Here is a 15942-nt window from a genome sequence, read left to right as displayed (position 1 = left end):
ACCCGATCACCGGTGTGGGTGCTGTGAAGCAGCCCGGGCCAGGTCGGCGGGCGTGTCCACGTCGACTGTCTCCCCCGGCTCGGCCGCCACCGGGGCGTAGTCCAACGCCCCCAGCACGGAGCGCAGCGACGCGCCCGCCGGGTCCTCCGGCAGCACTCTACGCAGGGCTTCGGTCCGCCACACGCCGATGAGCCACTGCCGGTGGCCGTCGTCCAGCACCGCGCCGTCGTTGGTGACGGCTGCTCGCAGTCGCTGCACCGTCTTCGCCGTGACGCCCACGAGGTCCGTGGCCAGCACGGCCACCAGCGGTGCGTCCACCAGCTTCAGGCCCGCCGCCAGCCCGGCGACGGGACCGCCGCCGGGCGGGTCCTCACGCGTCCACCGCACGGGCCGCGCGGTCTCCGTGGATGGCCCCACGACGACCACGGGCGAGGCGTCCGCGACTGCCTGGAGGCAGCGGTCGAGCAGGGTGCTGCCGGCCACCACCAGCGCCGGCTTGTGCACCCCGCCCATCCGGCGGCCACCGCCGCCGGCCAGCAGTACGGCCGCGAAATCCGTCACGCAGTGGACCCTAGCGCCGTCAGCTCCTCACGAACCGCCACTGCACGGGGCCGCCGTCGGAATGCGCCTCGTCGGGCGAGACCACGCCGGCGACGGTCCCGTCCTCGTCGACGAACTTGGCCCGGACGAACGGCAACCCGTCCGCGGCCGGCAGGCGGCCCAGCTCGTGGCCGTCCTGCCACACGGCCACGGGACCGCGGGCCTGACGCGAGTTGCGCTCCTGGCCCACGCTCAGGCCGTGGCTGTTCGCGGCGAACAGGCGCTGCGAGTTCTCCTGCACCTGCGGCGAGTCCGGCGACATCCACAGCATCCCGACCCCGGCCGGGGCGTCCCGGTCACTGCCGACGCCGGCCACGACGCCGTGGGCGATGGAGAACCCCTGCTGGCCGGACCCGTCCAGCAGGCGCGTATCGCCCTCGTGCAGCAGGTAGATGCCGCAGGCGCAGTTGACCAGCACCGTGCCTTCGTCGTCGATCGCCTGGGCCTTCGAACCGCCCTGCATCCCTTCCAGCCGCGACGGCTCGGCGTCGGGCGACGGCCAGTACACCGCCATGTAATTCCCGGGATTGTCCGGGTCGAGGGCCTCGCCGACCAGATCGCCGTTCGGTCCCATGAACTGCGGGTAGCCGCCATCCAGCGAGCTGGTCGACACCGGGTGGTACACGCCGCCGCGGTCGAGCGTGAAATAGCCCGGCGACGCCTGGAGCAGGACGGTGTCGTCGCGGCTCTCCCCGAGCACACTCGTCGACCCGGTCCGGGGTCACCCGGCAGCTCGAACACGTCGACCCGGCCGTCGTGCCACCTCCCGATGGCCGGTGGGCGGCCGCCGCCGCGGTAGACAATGCCCGCGTAGCCGCCATGGCCGTCAGAGGCTTGCAGTTCCGCGGTGGCGTGGGGCGCCGAACCGGCCGGCAGCGGCAACGGAATCAGCTGCCAGTGCGGCGTTTGCGGCGGCGGCGGTGCGGCGCACGCTGTCGCCATGAGCACGGCCGCGACGCCGATCACCCGCCGACGAATGCCCTTCACCCCGTGGTAGGCCGCCACACGGCCACACGGTAGCCGAGTCCCGACGTGGCGGGCGTGGCCTCGCCGGGGATGGCCCCGTCGTCGTCGACCAGGTAGCTGAAGACCTTCGGCAGCCCGTCCGGGCCCGGCAGCGGCCCCAGCTCCTGCCCGTCCTGCCACGCGGCCGTGGTGCCGTTGGAGTCGCCGCCGACGACCAAGCCGTGGCTGTTCAGGCCCTGCGCGTAGCGCGAGTTGGGCAGCACCTGTGGCGAGTCCGGCGACGCCCACACCAAGCCTCCGTCGCCCGGACCGTCCGTCGGCGTGGCCGCGCCGACCACGACGCCGTGGCGGATGGCGTCGGCGCGCCCGTTGCGGTAGCCCTCAGGCAGCGCCAGCTTGCGCACGACACCGTCGTGCAGCAGGTAGGGCCCGTCGGGGTGACCGAGCAACACCGTGCCGTCGTCGTCGATCGCGGTCGGCCACGAACCCGGCAGCGCCCCCGTCAGTACCACCGGCTCGGCGCTCGGCGACGGCCAGTACAGCACCACGGGCGACAGAGTGACCGGATCGTCCCCCGCGCCGAGGAGATCGCCACGCGGGCCGATCTTCGACGGCCCGGCGTACCGCCACGGGCCGGTCGACACCGGGTGGTAGACGCCCGCGCGGTCGAGCGTGAAGCTGTCGACCAGAACGGTGCCGTCCCGGCTCTCACCGTTCACCCGCGGGTAGTCGTTGCCGTTCGGCGGCCCGGGCTGCACGACGACCTCGCCGCAGTGCCACCGCACGATCAGGAAGCGGTCGTCGGTCCCGATCGTGCCGACGTAGCCGCCGTGCCCGTCGGCCCCGTTCAGATAGGCCAGGGCATTGGGCACATCGGCCGGCATCGGCAACAGCGTCACCTGCCAGTGCGGCGTTTCCGCTGCCATCGCCGGTGTCGTCGACGCCGCCGTCAACAGCACGACCGCCGCCGCCATTGTCTTCCAGCCCATGCGTTTCTCCCCTTGCCGATGCGTCGACCAGCCATGCTCGCGCACCGGAGGGGAACAGGACCCGGTCCGGCATCAAACTTGCCGGGGCGGTGAGAACCGCTCGACGGCCGCCGCGATGGCGTCGGCCATGGCCTGGCTGCCGGTGTGCCCGGAGTCCTCGACGATCACCAGCGAAGCGTCCGGCCACGCCCGCGCCAGGTCCCACGCGTGCAGCAGCGGGCAGCTGAGGTCCCGCCGCCCGTGCACGATCACGGCCGGAATCCCGGCCAGCTTGGACACGTCCCGCAGCAACTGCCCGTCGGCCAGCCACGCCCCGTGCCGCGCGTAGTGCACGATGATCCGCACCATCGCGAGCATGCCGGCATGATCGCTGTACTGCCCGGGACGGCCAAGGGTCTCGTGCGCGATGACGGCGTCCTCCCACGCACACCAGTCGGCTGCGGCCTGTTCCCGGACGACCGGGTCCGGGCTGTTCACGAGCCGCCAGTACCCGTCCACCACGTCATCGGACCGAGCACCGGCGACGAACGCCTCGTAGGCATCGGGCAACAGCAGCCGCAGGCCGCCGCCGTAAAGCCAGTCGTTCTCGGCCGCAGTGGACAGGGTCACCGAGACCAGGATGATTTCCGAGACGCGCTCGGGATGGCGCCGGGCATAGGCCAAGATCAGGGTCGAGCCCCACGAACCGCCGTAGAGCAGCCACTTGTCCACGCCGAGGTGCTCGCGCAACCGCTCCATGTCGGCGATCAGGTGCTCGGTGGTGTTCACCTCCATGTCCACGGCCGGATCGGCGGCATTGGGCCGACTGGAGCCACAACCCCGCTGGTCGAACAGCACGATCCGAAAACGTTCGGGATCAAACGCCTTGCGGGAGCCCCGGGTTCCGCCGCCGCCGGGGCCGCCGTGCACGCACAGCGCGACCTTGCCGTCGGGATTTCCGCTGGTCTCCCAATAGATCTGGTTGCCGTCGCCGACGTCGAGCAACCCCTGCTCGTACGGCTCGATCGGCGGGTACCCGGCCATGTCCGACTCCTCTCCCACTGTGACGGGGAACGCTGGCGATCACGACCTTTCGGCGGGACAGCATTGTCTCCGCCGATGGCTACACTCCGCACATGGACTCCGTCGCCGCAGGTCGTCCCGGGGATGCTCAGGCGTGACCGCTCCACTGCGGGTGCAACTCCTCGGCCCGGTCCGCGCCTGGCGCGGCGAGCAGGAGGTGGATCTCGGCTCGGCCGGACGGCGCGCGGTGTTCGCCATCCTCGCGCTGGCCGAGGGCCGGGCGGTGACCCGCGAGGAGCTGGTCGACGGCGTCTGGGGCGAGGATCCGCCGGCCCGCGCGGTCGGCATCCTGCACACGTACATCTCCGACCTGCGGCGATCCCTGCACGAGCCGGCCCGCAAGCAGTCGGCCGAGCCGGTGCTGGAGTCCATGGGCTCGGCCTACGTGCTGCGCGTGGAGCAGCTGGATGTCACCCGGTTCGACGAACTTCGCGCGGCGGCCGACGACCTCGGCGGCTCGCTGCGGTCGGTGACGGCGGCCTTGGCGCTGTGGCAAGGCGAAGCCCTCTCAGGTTTGTCCGGCCCCTTCGCCGAGCTGCACCGGGCGCGGCTGGCCGAGCTGCGGCTGGCCACGCTGGAACGCCGGTGCGCGCTGCTGCTGGCGCTGGGCAACCAGGGCACCGCCGTTGCCGAGCTGACCGGCCTGGTGCGGGAGCATCCACGCCGGGAGGGCCTGCGCGGGCTGCTCATGGTCGCGCTGTACCGGGCCGGCCGTCGCGACGAGGCGCTGGCCGAGTTCGACAGTGCCCGCGAGGTGCTGGTCAACGAGCTCGGCCTGGACCCGGGGCCGGCGTTGCAGGACATCCACGACCGGATCGTGGCCCAGCAGACGGTGCCGATCCCCGGCATCGGCGCGCAGCACGAACTGGCTCCGTCGACCCGTCAGCCCGAGGCGCCGGCCCAGTTCGTCGGCCGGCCGCGCGAGGTGGGCTGGCTGCGGGCGCTGGTGGTGGCGCTGGCCGACGGCGCCGGCGGCTGTGTGCTGATCGAGGGCGAACCCGGCATCGGCAAGTCGGCGCTGCTGGCGGTGGGTCTGGCCGATGCGCCGGTGGCCGGCTGTCGCGTGGTGTGGGCGCTGGGCGAGGACCTGTCCGGCGACGGCCCGCTGGCCCCGATCAGCCGGCTCCTGTCGTTCGTCGACCAGGCATGCGCGGAGGCGCCGCTGGTGCTGGTGATCGACGACGTGCAGTGGCTCGACGAGACCGGTCTGCTGGCGTGGCACCGGCTGTCCCGCCTGACCCAGCAGCTCCCGCTGTTGCTGGTCGGTGCACGCCGCACAAATCCGACCGCGCACCACGTGGACCTGGCCGGCGGTCGCACGCTGGCCCTCGGCGCGCTGCACGCCGACGACGTGCATGAGCTGGTCGCCCGGGTGATCGGCGCGGCGCCGGGTCCGGTGCTGCGTGGCCTGGTCGACCACGCCGCCGGCAATCCGTTGCACGTGCGCGAACTCGTCGACGAGTTGATCCGCGACGCGGTGCTGCACACCGCCGGCGGTGTGGCCGAGATCGATCCGGGTCTCGACTTGTCACCGACGATGGCGGCGATGGCCGCGCGGCGACTGGAGTTCCTCTCCCCCAGCGCCTTGGATCGCCTGCGATGGGCGGCGCTGCTCGGCGTCGAGTTCGATCTCTCCGACCTGGCGGCGGTCGTCGGCACGTCACCGGCCGACCTGGTCGGCGCGGTCGAGGAGGCCACCGACGCCGGCCTGCTGGTCGACGCCGGCAACCGGCTGGCCTTCCGGGATCCGGCCGTCCGCCAGGCGCTGTACGAGGAGCGCTCGGCGGCGGTCCGCACGACCTTGCACCGCGAGTCGGCCAAGGCGATGGCCCACGCCGGCGTGCCGGTGGAGCGTGTCGCGGCGCAGCTGGCGGTGGCCGGCGAGTTCGACCACTGGTCGGTGCAGTGGCTGCTGGCCAACGTGGAGACGGTCGCCGGCCGTGATCCGGCGTTGGTGCTCGACCTGCTGGACCGCGCCTTGGACAGCACCTCGCCGACGCCCGAGGAGCGGGAAATCCTGCTGGTGAGCCAGGTTCGCTGGCAGTTCCGGCTGGGCCGGCAGCCCGAGGCGGCCGCCCGCGCGCTGCTGGACGTGACGCGGGATCCGGCCCATGCCGCGGAAATGCGGTGGACCCTGGCCTGTTTGACGTACGGGCGGGGCGAGGTGGCGCAGGCGATCGCCGATCTCCGTGCGGCGGCAGCGGATCCGGCCGCGCCGGATTTCTGGGTGGCGCGGCACGACACACTGCGGGCCCAGTTCGAACGCACAGGCCTGGACGACCTCGACACGGCGGAGGTCACCGCCACGGCCGCCCTGACGCAGGCCACCGAGGCCAACGACGCCCCGGCCATCGCCGCCGCCGAGCAGGAGCTCTGGTACGTGGAATCGGTGCGCCGCAACCATTCCGCGGCGCTGGCCCACGTGAACAACGCATTGGCCGCGGCGACCGGCAACCAGCACCTGGTCGACCTCCAGATCAACCTGCTCGGCGCGCGGCTGTTCAGCCTGCAGAACCTGGACCGGCTGACCGACGGCACCGACACGGTGGCCCGCACCAAGGCGATGGCCCGTCGGGCCGGCCGCCCGTCCGGGCGGATCCACATCGGCGCGGCCGTGCACTACTACTGGCTCGGCCGCTGGGACGAGGCGCTGGCCGAGCTCGACGCCATCGTCGGTGGCGAGCCCGAGATCACCATCTTCGACCTGCGGTCCCGGGTGCCGCTGTTGCAGTACGGCACGGCGGCGCTGATCGCCGGGCACCGCGGCGACACCGAGCAGCTGCACGCCCATCTGCGCACTGCCGGCTCGTACCCGGTGATCGCGCCGTCGGACCAGGAGAACAGCGACTTCTTCCTGGCGGCCAAGGCGATGGCGGCCGAGCAGGACGGCGATCTGCCGGCCGCGCTGGCGGCCTACGAGCCGATCCTCGACCCGTCCTATGGTCGGATGACGTTGCGGCATCAGTGGTTGCCGGAGCTGACCCGGCTCGCCCTGGACGCCGACGCAAGCGACGTGGCGCAGGCGGCGCTGCGGCTGGCCCAGGCCGAGGCTGCCTCGGAAACCGTGCCGGCACGGGCCTCCAACGCCGCCGAGCGCTGCGCGGCGTTGATCGACGGCGACGCCGAGCCACTGCTGCAAGTGGCCCAGCGGTACCGGGAATCCGGACGGCGTATCGAGTTCGCGGTCACGAGCGAGGACGCCGCCGTCCTGTTGGCCCGCCGCGGCGAGGTCGACCGGGCCCGCCGGATCTTTCCGCAAGCCATGCTCGTCTATGCAGAACTCGGTGCCTCTTGGGACATCCGGCGGGCCGAGTCGCGGCTGCGCGAATTCGGCATCCGCCGGGCCGGCGTGTCGACCGGCCAGCCGACCGTCGCCGGCTGGCATTCCCTGGTGGGAGACGAGATCCGGGTCGCCGAGCTGGTCGCGCTCGGCCGGTCCAATCCGGACATCGCCGCCGAGTTGGCACTGTCGCGCCGGGTCGTGCAGGCCCATGTCTCGCGGGTGATGCAGAAGCTGGGGGTGGACTCGCGGCCGGACCTGGTGGGTAAGGTGACCGGGCATTCGGGGGCAATCGAGACTGGGGAACGCAGTGGCTGAACGGGCCCGGGAACCAAGGGTCGAACTGCTGGGACCGGTACTCGTGCGGGTCGACGGGGACGAGCGCAAGCTCGGTGCCCCGCGCCAGCGCGCGCTGTTCGCCGTACTGGCCTCCCGGCCGGACAAAGTGGTGTCCCGCGAGGACCTGATCACCGCGATCTGGGGCCAGGACGCCCCCGCGTCGGCCGACGGCAGCATCTACACCTACGTCTCCGGCCTGCGCCGCGCTCTGGAGCCGGATCGCGGCAACCGTGCCGTCTCGTCCGTGCTGCTGTCCGAAGGACCCGGCTACCGGCTGCGGATTCCGGCCGACGACATCGACCTGCACGAGTTCGATGCGTTGCGGCGCAAGGCCGAGCAGGCCCGCGCGGACGGCGACCAGGTCGCCGCGGTCTCAGCCGCCGACGGGGCGTTGGCCCTGTGGCACGGCGAACCGCTGTCCGGTTTGCCCGGCCCGTGGGCGGCCAGCCTGCGCGACCGGCTGCTCACCGACCGTCTCGACCTGCTGGAGATCCGTGCGGTCGGTGGCCTGGCCGCCGGTCAGCACGCGGAGCTGGTGGCCGAGCTGACCGCGCTCGTGCGGGAGAACCCGCTGCACGAGGGCCTGCGCGGGCTGCTGATGATCGCGCTGTACCGGGTGGGTCGGCAGGCCGACGCCGTGGATCAGTTCCGGGCGGTGGCCCAGGTGCTGATGGCCGAACTCGGCACGCTGCCCGGTCCGCGGTTGGCCGAGATCCAGCAGCAGATCCTGACCAACGACCCGGCTCTGGCCGCGCCGGCCGTGTCCACCCCGGTGAAGGAACAGCGCCGGCCGGCGTGGTGGGCCGCGCGGCCCCGTCCCCGCGCCCGGACGTTCGTCGCCCGGGCGGCCGAGCTTTCCGTTCTGCGCCAAGCGGTACGCCGCGTGTCGGACGGCCTCGGCGGCGTGCTGCTCGTCGAGGGCGAGCCCGGCATCGGCAAGTCGGAGCTGCTGACCACCGGCCTGGCCGACTGCGAAGACCAAGGCGTACAGCTGGTCTGGGGCGCGGGCGACGAGCTGGCCAGCCGTTTTCCGTTGCGGCTCATGCTGGACTGCCTGGGCATCGACGCCGACTCGCCCGATCCGGCCCGGGCCCGGGTGGCCGAGATGATGCGGCTGGCCCAGTCCAACCGGGACCCGCTCGGCGGCGGCGATCCGACGCTGGCCGTGGTCAACGAGCTGGTCGCGATCGTGCGGGAGATGTGCGCCGACGGCCCGCTCACGCTGGTCGCCGACGACATCCAGTGGGCCGACGAGGCCAGCCTGCTGGTGTTCAGCCGGCTGGCCATGGAGACCGCCACGCTGCCGTTGTTGTTGGTCGGCGCGCTGCGGCCGGTGCCGCGGACCGCGGTGCTGGACGGGGTCCGGGACATCGTGGCCAAGCGGGGTGGCGCGGTGGTGCAACTGGCCCCGCTGGCCGGCGGTGAGGTCGCCGAGCTGCTGCGGGGAATCGTCGGCGGCACGCCCGGCGCCGGTCTGCTCGGGCTGGCCGACCGTGCCGCCGGAAACCCGTTGTACGTCGGCGAGTTGGCCGACGCTTTACTGCGGGACCGGCACGTCGAGGTGTCGTCCGGGCAGGCCGAGGTGTGCGCCGGCGAGGACGTGTCCGTGCCGACCTCGTTGTCGTCGGCTTTGACGCACCGGCTGGGTTTTCTCAGTACTGCCACGACGGAAGTGTTGCGGCGTGCGGCTTTGCTCGGCACCGAGTTCGTGATGGCCGACCTGAGCGTGCTGATGGACCGCCCGGCGGCCTCGCTGTTGCCCGCGCTCGACGAGGCCGCCGCGGCAAAGGTGTTGCTGGCCAACGGGAATCGTTACACCTTCCGACACGCCCTGATCCGCCAGGCGCTGTACGACGCCACTTCGCCGACCGTACGGACGGTGCTGCACCGGCAGGCCGCCGAGCGGTTGGACCGGGCCGGCGCGTCGATGGAAACCGTTGCCCGGCAACTGGTCGCGTCACCGGTGGCGGTCGACTCGTGGGTGATCGACTGGATGCTCCAGCACGGCGAGCGCATCGCCCACCGGGCGCCGGACATCGGGTTGGACCTGCTGCGCCGGGTTGTCGCCGTCTGCGAGCCCGACGATCCCCGGCACGTGGACCTGACCGCCGTGTTGGCTCGCGTGCTGTATTGGCGCGGCGAGCTGCCCGAGGACGAGGTTCGGTCGGTGTTGGCCCTGACCCGTGATCCCGACCTGTCCGGCGAGATGCAGTGGATTCGGGCCGTCATCTACTATCGCCGCGGCCAGGAGGACAACTCCGTTGCGGCGCTTCGGGAAGCTTCGGACGCGCCGGAGATTTCGCCGACGTGGCAGGCCCGTTGCCAGGCGTTGCTGGCCGTGCGGGAAGGCATGGGGCTGCTGGAGTTCGACCGGGCCGAGGTCACCGCCGCCGAGGCGATCGACCGGGGCGAGAAAGCCGGCGACAACTTCGCCGTGGCCTTCGCCTTGCAGGCACTGTGGTTGTTCGAGTCCATCGACCGCGATCACGCCGCCGCTTTGCGGTACGTGGACGAGGCTTTGGCCGTCGTCGCCGAGGACGCCGGCCTGGCCCACCTGCACTTGAGCCTGCTCGACAACCGCGTGTTCAGCCTACAGAACCTGGACCGCCTCGACGAGGCCGACCAGGCGTTGCTGGCCGTACGCAGCCTGGTGCACCGGTACCAGCTGCCCGGCGGTTTGCCGATGTCCACTGCCGTCAACCACTATTGGGCCGGCCGGTGGAGCGACGGGCTGCTGGAGCTCAGCATCATCACCCGGTCCGGGCCCGAGCTGGCTTTCCTCGGGTTGCGGGAAAGCAGTCCCATGTTGTTGCTCTCGCACGGCGTCGCCGCCTTGATCGCCGCGCTCCGTGACGACGGCGACGAGGTCGCCGCCCATCTCGCCGCCGCCGATGAGCTGCCCATGCTCACCACCGCCGACCGGGAGAACTGCGACTTCCTGTTGATGGCCGAGGCCCAGGCCGCCGAGCGGGACGGCCGTTTCGACGAGGCCCTCATCGCTTTGGCCCCCGTTCTGGATCCCCGTTATGCGCCCATGATGCTTCGGCACCAGTGGCTCCCCGACGTCGTTCGCCTTGCCCTACAGGCCGATTCCCCCGACCTTGTCACCCAGGCCCTCTCCATCTGCGCCGGCGAGGCCGCCCGCGAGGTCGTCCCCACCCGCGCCGCCGCCGCCCTCCTGCGTTGCCGCGGGCTCGCCGACCGCGATCCCGCCTCCGTCGCCCAGGCCGTCGCCCACTACCGCACCGTCGGCCGCCCGGTCGAACTGGCCCAGACTTTGGAAGATCTCGCCGTCGTGCTCGCCGCCACCGGCCGCCGTGCCGAGGGCGAGGCCGCCTTGACCGAGGCCCTCCGCCGCTACGAACTCCTCGGCGCCGCTTGGCCCGCCCGCCGCGCCGCCGCCCGTTTCGGCCGCCCCGAACCAGGAAAGTCGGCCGAGCGCGAAGTCGGCTAGCCTCCATGCGATGGGGGCATCGTCGGAAACTCGTACCACTGACTTCACCAAACTCCTGGCGGCGGCGTCGACGTCGCTGCTCGGGGACGGGATTCGCACGGCGGCGCTGCCGCTGCTCGCGGCGGTGCTGTCGCCGACGGCGGCGGCCGTCAGTGTGGTGACGTTTGCCGGCACGGTGCCGATTCTGCTGTTCACGCTGTACGGCGGGGCGCTGGCGGACCGGCACGACCGGCGCAACCTGATGTGGCGCATGGATCTGGGGCGCGGAGTGCTGGTGGCGGCATTTGCCGTTTGGGTCCTGACGACCACGCCGCCGCTGTGGGGCCTGGTCCTGATGACGTTCCTGATCGGCAGCGCGGGGGCGGTGTTCGACACCATCGCGGGATCGTTCATCGCCGATCTGATCGACGGCGACAACCTGGCCAAGGCCAACGGGCGGCTGCAAGCGGCCCAGCTGATCAGTTTTCAGTTCCTGGGACCGCCGCTCGGGGCGGCGCTGTTCGCGGTGTCGGCGGGCGCGCCGCTGGTGGTGGACGCGGTGACGTTCGTGGCGGCGGCGGGCCTGGTGTTCGCGATCCGAGCCCGGCACGCACCGGCCCGAGCCGAGGTGACGACGACGATCCGCGCCGACATCGCCGAAGGCGTGCGGTGGCTGTGGCGACACAAAGGCCTGCGCCTGCTGGCGCTGGAGCTCGGCCTGGCCAACCTGAGCGTGCAGATGGCGATAACCATGCTCGTGCTGCTGATCGTGAACACGCTGCACGCCCCGGCCGCCCTGTACGGCGTGATCCTGGCCATCGGCGCGGTCGGCGGCCTGCTGGGCAGCCTCGCCGGCGGCTGGGTCCGACGGCACCTGAGCCTCGGTGTGGGGCTGGGCCTGGCCATCGGGGCCATGGCGGTCTCGCTGCTGGTGGTGGGGGTCGCCGGGTCGATCCCGCTGGTCGCGGTCGGCTACACGATCGGCAGCTTCGGCATCCTGCTGTGGAACGTGCAGGCCGTCGTGGTCCGCCAACGGCTCACCCCGCGCGACCTGATGGGCCGGGTCACCAGCGCCTACCGGCTGATCAGCTGGGGCGCGGGCCCGATCGGCGCGGCGCTGGGCGGCGTGCTCGGCACCCTGCTGGACGTGCGAGCCCCCATCATCATCGGCGGCGTGCTGCTGGCCCTGTCACTGCTGCTCATGCCCCGGCTCGGACGGCTGGAACAGGCCTAACAAGCCTTTTGTGGCAACCGTCACATCTACCTGGGCGTGTGCACTGTAGACGCTCCGCCATCCGGTGCATTTCCCGATCGAGATTCACGTGTGAACCGAAATGAGTCGCGGAATGGTCATTGTGAACGAAGATGGAGTGGGGGCCAGCGACACAGACGGGAGCCGTGATGGGTCGGACACTGGGCGTGGTCACCGAGTCGGCCGCCGGCGAGACGCGGGTGGCGGCCACGCCGGCGACCGTGCGCCAACTGGCCGCCCTCGGCTACGAGGTGCTCGTCGAGGCCGGCGCGGGCACCGCCGCGAGCTGCCCCGACGAGGCGTACGCGCAGGCCGGGGCCCGGATCGCGACCCGAGGCGAGGCCTGGGCCACCGATGTCGTGATCAAGGTGAACCCGCCGACCGAACCCGAGATCGCGGCCCTGCACGACGGGGCGACGCTGATCGGCATGATCGGCCCGGCATTACGGCCTGAATTGGTCCAGACCCTGTCCGAGCGGCCGATCACCGTGCTGGCCATGGACGCGGTGCCGCGCATCTCCCGAGCCCAGTCGCTGGACGTGCTCAGCTCGATGGCCAACATCGCCGGCTACCGGGCCGTCATCGAGGCGGCCAACCGGTTCGGGCGGTTCTTCACCGGCCAGGTCACCGCGGCCGGCAAGGTGCCGCCGGCCAAGGTGCTGGTGGCCGGGGCCGGTGTGGCCGGGCTGGCCGCGATCGCCACGGCCAACAGCCTCGGCGCGGTGGTGCGGGCCACCGACCCGCGCAGCGAGGTCGCCGAGCAGGTGAAGTCGCTGGGCGGCGACTTCCTGGCCGTCGACGTCGAGCAGGAGGCCAGCACCGACGGCTACGCCAAGGCCACCTCGGAGGCGTACGACCGGCGCGCCGCCGAGATCTACGCCGAGCAGGCCCGCGATGTCGACATCATCATCACCACCGCCCTGATCCCCGGCCGGCCCGCGCCCCGGTTGGTGACGGCCGAACACGTGGCCAGCATGCGGCCGGGCAGCGTGATCGTCGACATGGCGGCGGCGCAGGGTGGCAATGTCGAGGGCACGGTGGCCGGCGAGGTCGTGACCACGGCCAACGGCGTGACGATCATCGGCTACACCGACCTGGCCGGACGGCTGCCGGCGCAGTCCTCGCAGCTGTACGGCACCAACGTGGTGAACCTGCTGAAGCTGCTGACGCCGGGCAAGGACGGCGAAGTGGTGCTGGACTTCGAGGATGTCGTGCTGCGCGGCATGACCGTGGTCCGCGACGGCGAGACGACCTGGCCGCCGCCCAAGATCAGCGTCAGCGCCGCGCCACCGCAACAGGTGCAGAAAACCCCTGCGCCACAAAAGGAAGAGAAACCCCGACGGGCGCGGCACGTGGTCGTCGCCGCCGCGGCGATCGCGCTGTTCCTCCTGGTCGGCTTCTCCCCCAACGAGTTGATCGGTCACCTCACGGTGTTCGCGCTGTCCGTGGTGATCGGCTTCTACGTGATCGGCAACGTGCACCACGCCCTGCACACCCCGCTGATGTCGGTCACCAACGCCATCTCCGGCATCGTGGTGGTCGGCGCGCTGCTCCAGATCGGCCACAGCACGATCGCGGTCACCGTGCTGTCCGCGGCGGCGGTGCTGTTGGCCAGTATCAACATCTTCGGCGGATTCGCCGTGACCCGGCGCATGCTCAGCATGTTCTCGAGGAGCTGACCCATGACCGTGGCAACGGCGGCGCAGGCCGCATACCTCGTGGCAGCACTGCTCTTCGTGCTCAGCCTGGCCGGTTTGAGCAAGCACGAGACGTCGCGAAACGGCGTGCTGTTCGGCATCACCGGCATGGCGCTGGCCCTGATCGCCACCATTGTGCTGGCGCTCCAGGGAATGGCCGTCCTCGGCATCGTGCTGCTGATCGTGGCGATGGCGGCCGGCGGCGGCATCGGCCTGTGGCGGGCCCGGGTCGTCGAGATGACCGGCATGCCCGAGCTCATCGCACTGCTGCACAGCTTTGTCGGTCTGGCGGCCGTGCTGGTCGGCTGGAACGGTTATCTGGACGCCGATGCCGGCTCGCTGCCGGGCATCCACCACGCCGAGGTGTGCATCGGCGTGTTCATCGGCGCCGTCACGTTCACCGGCTCGATCGTGGCCTTCCTCAAGCTGTCGGCCCGGATCAGGTCGGCCCCGATGATGTTGCCGGGCCGGCATTTCCTCAATCTCGGCGCGCTGGTCGCCTTTGCCGTGCTGACCGTCTTCTTCGTCATCACGCCGAATGTGGGCATTCTGGCCGCCGTCACGGCGATCGCGTTGCTGCTGGGCTGGCACCTGGTGGCGTCCATCGGCGGCGGCGACATGCCGGTCGTGGTGTCCATGCTGAACAGCTATTCCGGTTGGGCCGCCGCGGCTTCGGGCTTCCTGCTCGACAACGACCTGCTGATCGTCACCGGCGCGTTGGTCGGCTCCTCCGGCGCCTACCTGTCGTACATCATGTGCAAGGCGATGAACCGGTCGTTCATCTCGGTCATCGCCGGCGGGTTCGGCGTGGAGGCCGGCACGTTCGCGGCCATCGAGCAGGGCGAGCACCGGGAGATCACCCCGGCCGACACCGCGGAGCTGCTGCGCGAGGCCGAGACCGTGATCATCACGCCCGGCTACGGCATGGCCGTCGCGCAGGCCCAGTACCCCGTCGCCGATCTGACCCGCAAGCTCCGGGAACGCGGCGTGGACGTGCGGTTCGGCATCCACCCGGTGGCCGGACGGCTGCCCGGGCACATGAACGTGCTGCTGGCCGAGGCCAAGGTGCCGTACGACATCGTGCTGGAGATGGACGAGATCAACGACGACTTCCCGCAGACCTCGGTGGTGCTGGTGATCGGGGCCAACGACACCGTCAACCCGGCGGCCGACGATCCCGGCAGCCCCATCGCCGGCATGCCCGTGCTGCACGTGTGGGAGGCGCAGAACGTCATCGTGTTCAAGCGCTCCATGGCCGTCGGCTACGCCGGTGTGCAGAACCCGTTGTTCTTCAAGGACAACAGCAAGATGCTGTTCGGCGACGCCAAGGAACGCGTGGAGGACATCGTCCGCGCGCTCTAGAACGAGCCGGCGGTCCAGACGTTCTCCCGGCGACTGGACCGCCAGTGGTCGGCCAGGTGCCGGCGGAGCTCGGCCAGCGCCGGATGACGGTTGTCGGCGCGCCAGATGAGCGAGTGCGGGTAGGCCGGCGTCGGGTCGTTGAGCGGGATGCTGCGCAGGTCGGCTCGCACTGCGTTGCGAATGCCGGTGCCCCACAGGGTTGCCAGCTTCGGCGTGTCGGCAATCAGGTCGAGCATGGTGTCGCTGCCGAAGTTCGGGCCGTCGCCGTCGATCGAGAGGCCGAATTCGGCGGCCAGCTCCCCGTAGTAGGCGCCCCATTCCGTGCCCGGCGCGATGCCGGGAATCCAGATCCGGTGGCCCACAAGGTCTTTCAGCGTCAGTTCGGCGTTGTGGGCGAGTTCGTGCCTGGGGCCGACCAGAAAATCCAGGGGCTCGTCGTGCACCCGCATCATCTCGACGCCGGCCGGCGGCGGCGTGAGCTGGGCGCGGAACGCCGCGTCGACCGTGCCGGCCAGCACGGCGGCGGTGGCCTCCTCGCCATGGGCCAGCACCACCACGTCGAGCTCGATTTCCGGGTGCTGACGGTGGAATTCGTGCAGCAGGGTGCCGGTGACCACCCGGCGGCCGAGCACGTCGACCCGCAGCGGCCGGCCGCCGGGCCTGATCGACGCGACGGCCCGGTCGGCGGCGTCGAGCAGGGCGCGGGCGTGCGGCAGGAACGCCTGGCCGTCGGCGGTCAGCTGGATGCCGCGAGCGGTGCGGGTGAACAGCCGGACGCCGAGTTCCTTCTCCAGCGCGGCAATGCGTTTGGACACGGCCTGCTGGCTGATGCCCAGCTCGACGCCGGCCTCCTGGAGCTGGCCCTCCTCGGTCGACACCACGAAGGTCCGCACGGCGTTGAGGTCCACGGCGCGAGGCTACAACCGCCGGTTGTGGCTCGCCGGCCCGGGGTTGTTTGCCGG

10 protein-coding genes are annotated in these 15942 nt (G+C 71.5%); 5 read left to right on the top strand and 5 right to left on the bottom strand.

Going from position 1 to position 15942, the window contains the following annotated elements; all coding sequences use genetic code 11:
• Nucleotides 1-6: 6 nt before the first annotated feature.
• The 4 genes from mobA to pip form a co-directional block, all read right to left on the bottom strand.
• A complete protein-coding gene (gene mobA, locus M3Q35_RS02770) occupies nt 7-561 on the bottom strand; it encodes a molybdenum cofactor guanylyltransferase (protein ID WP_273939992.1) in 555 nt (184 codons plus the stop codon).
• Between the two features lie 19 nt (nt 562-580).
• Nucleotides 581-1300, bottom strand: a complete 720-nt coding sequence (locus M3Q35_RS02765) for a hypothetical protein (protein WP_273939991.1) — start codon at nt 1298-1300, stop codon at nt 581-583.
• 283 nt (nt 1301-1583) lie between these two features.
• Entirely contained in the window at nt 1584-2555 is a 972-nt protein-coding gene (locus M3Q35_RS02760; protein ID WP_273939990.1) for a hypothetical protein, read from the bottom strand.
• 72 nt (nt 2556-2627) lie between these two features.
• Nucleotides 2628-3578, bottom strand: coding sequence for a prolyl aminopeptidase (gene pip, locus M3Q35_RS02755; protein ID WP_273939989.1), 951 nt, complete (start codon nt 3576-3578; stop codon nt 2628-2630).
• 133 nt (nt 3579-3711) lie between these two features.
• Here pip and M3Q35_RS02750 point away from each other — a divergent pair, with 133 nt between their 5' ends.
• The 5 genes from M3Q35_RS02750 to pntB all read left to right on the top strand — a co-directional run bounded on the left by M3Q35_RS02750 (nt 3712) and on the right by pntB (nt 14980).
• Nucleotides 3712-7215, top strand: coding sequence for an ATP-binding protein (locus M3Q35_RS02750; RefSeq protein WP_273939988.1), 3504 nt, complete (start codon nt 3712-3714; stop codon nt 7213-7215).
• The gene (locus M3Q35_RS02745) at nt 7208-10690 is read left to right on the top strand and encodes an ATP-binding protein (protein ID WP_273939987.1); all 3483 of its coding nucleotides are present in this window, start codon (nt 7208-7210) and stop codon (nt 10688-10690) included. The genes M3Q35_RS02750 and M3Q35_RS02745 overlap by 8 nt, the downstream gene beginning before the upstream one ends.
• A gap of 10 nt (nt 10691-10700) precedes the next feature.
• Nucleotides 10701-11903 carry an MFS transporter gene (locus M3Q35_RS02740; RefSeq protein WP_273939986.1) on the top strand — a complete coding sequence of 401 codons (1203 nt, stop codon included), beginning with the start codon at nt 10701-10703 and terminating at the stop codon, nt 11901-11903.
• Nucleotides 11904-12070: 167 nt separating this feature from the next.
• Nucleotides 12071-13600, top strand: a complete 1530-nt coding sequence (locus tag M3Q35_RS02735) for a Re/Si-specific NAD(P)(+) transhydrogenase subunit alpha (protein WP_273939985.1) — start codon at nt 12071-12073, stop codon at nt 13598-13600.
• A 3-nt stretch (nt 13601-13603) separates the two neighbouring features.
• Nucleotides 13604-14980 carry a Re/Si-specific NAD(P)(+) transhydrogenase subunit beta gene (pntB, locus tag M3Q35_RS02730; protein WP_273939984.1) on the top strand — a complete coding sequence of 459 codons (1377 nt, stop codon included), beginning with the start codon at nt 13604-13606 and terminating at the stop codon, nt 14978-14980.
• Here the strand turns inward: pntB and M3Q35_RS02725 are convergent.
• A complete protein-coding gene (locus M3Q35_RS02725; RefSeq protein WP_273939983.1) occupies nt 14977-15888 on the bottom strand; it encodes a LysR family transcriptional regulator in 912 nt (303 codons plus the stop codon). The genes pntB and M3Q35_RS02725 overlap by 4 nt on opposite strands.
• Between the last annotated feature and the right edge of the window lie 54 nt (nt 15889-15942).

Origin of the sequence: Kutzneria chonburiensis, assembly GCF_028622115.1 — a bacterium.
Lineage (GTDB): Bacteria > Actinomycetota > Actinomycetes > Mycobacteriales > Pseudonocardiaceae > Kutzneria > Kutzneria chonburiensis.
This window is presented reverse-complemented; position numbering and strand designations above follow the sequence as displayed.

What these genes read in the sequence shown, in the direction of transcription:
- M3Q35_RS02760 (WP_273939990.1), bottom strand. Translation starts at nt 2,555, where the DNA reads ATGGGCTGGAAGACAATGGCGGCGGCGGTCGTGCTGTTGACGGCGGCG.
- pip (WP_273939989.1), bottom strand. Translation starts at nt 3,578, where the DNA reads ATGGCCGGGTACCCGCCGATCGAGCCGTACGAGCAGGGGTTGCTCGAC.
- M3Q35_RS02735 (WP_273939985.1), top strand. Translation starts at nt 12,071, where the DNA reads ATGGGTCGGACACTGGGCGTGGTCACCGAGTCGGCCGCCGGCGAGACG.
- M3Q35_RS02740 (WP_273939986.1), top strand. Translation starts at nt 10,701, where the DNA reads ATGGGGGCATCGTCGGAAACTCGTACCACTGACTTCACCAAACTCCTG.
- pntB (WP_273939984.1), top strand. Translation starts at nt 13,604, where the DNA reads ATGACCGTGGCAACGGCGGCGCAGGCCGCATACCTCGTGGCAGCACTG.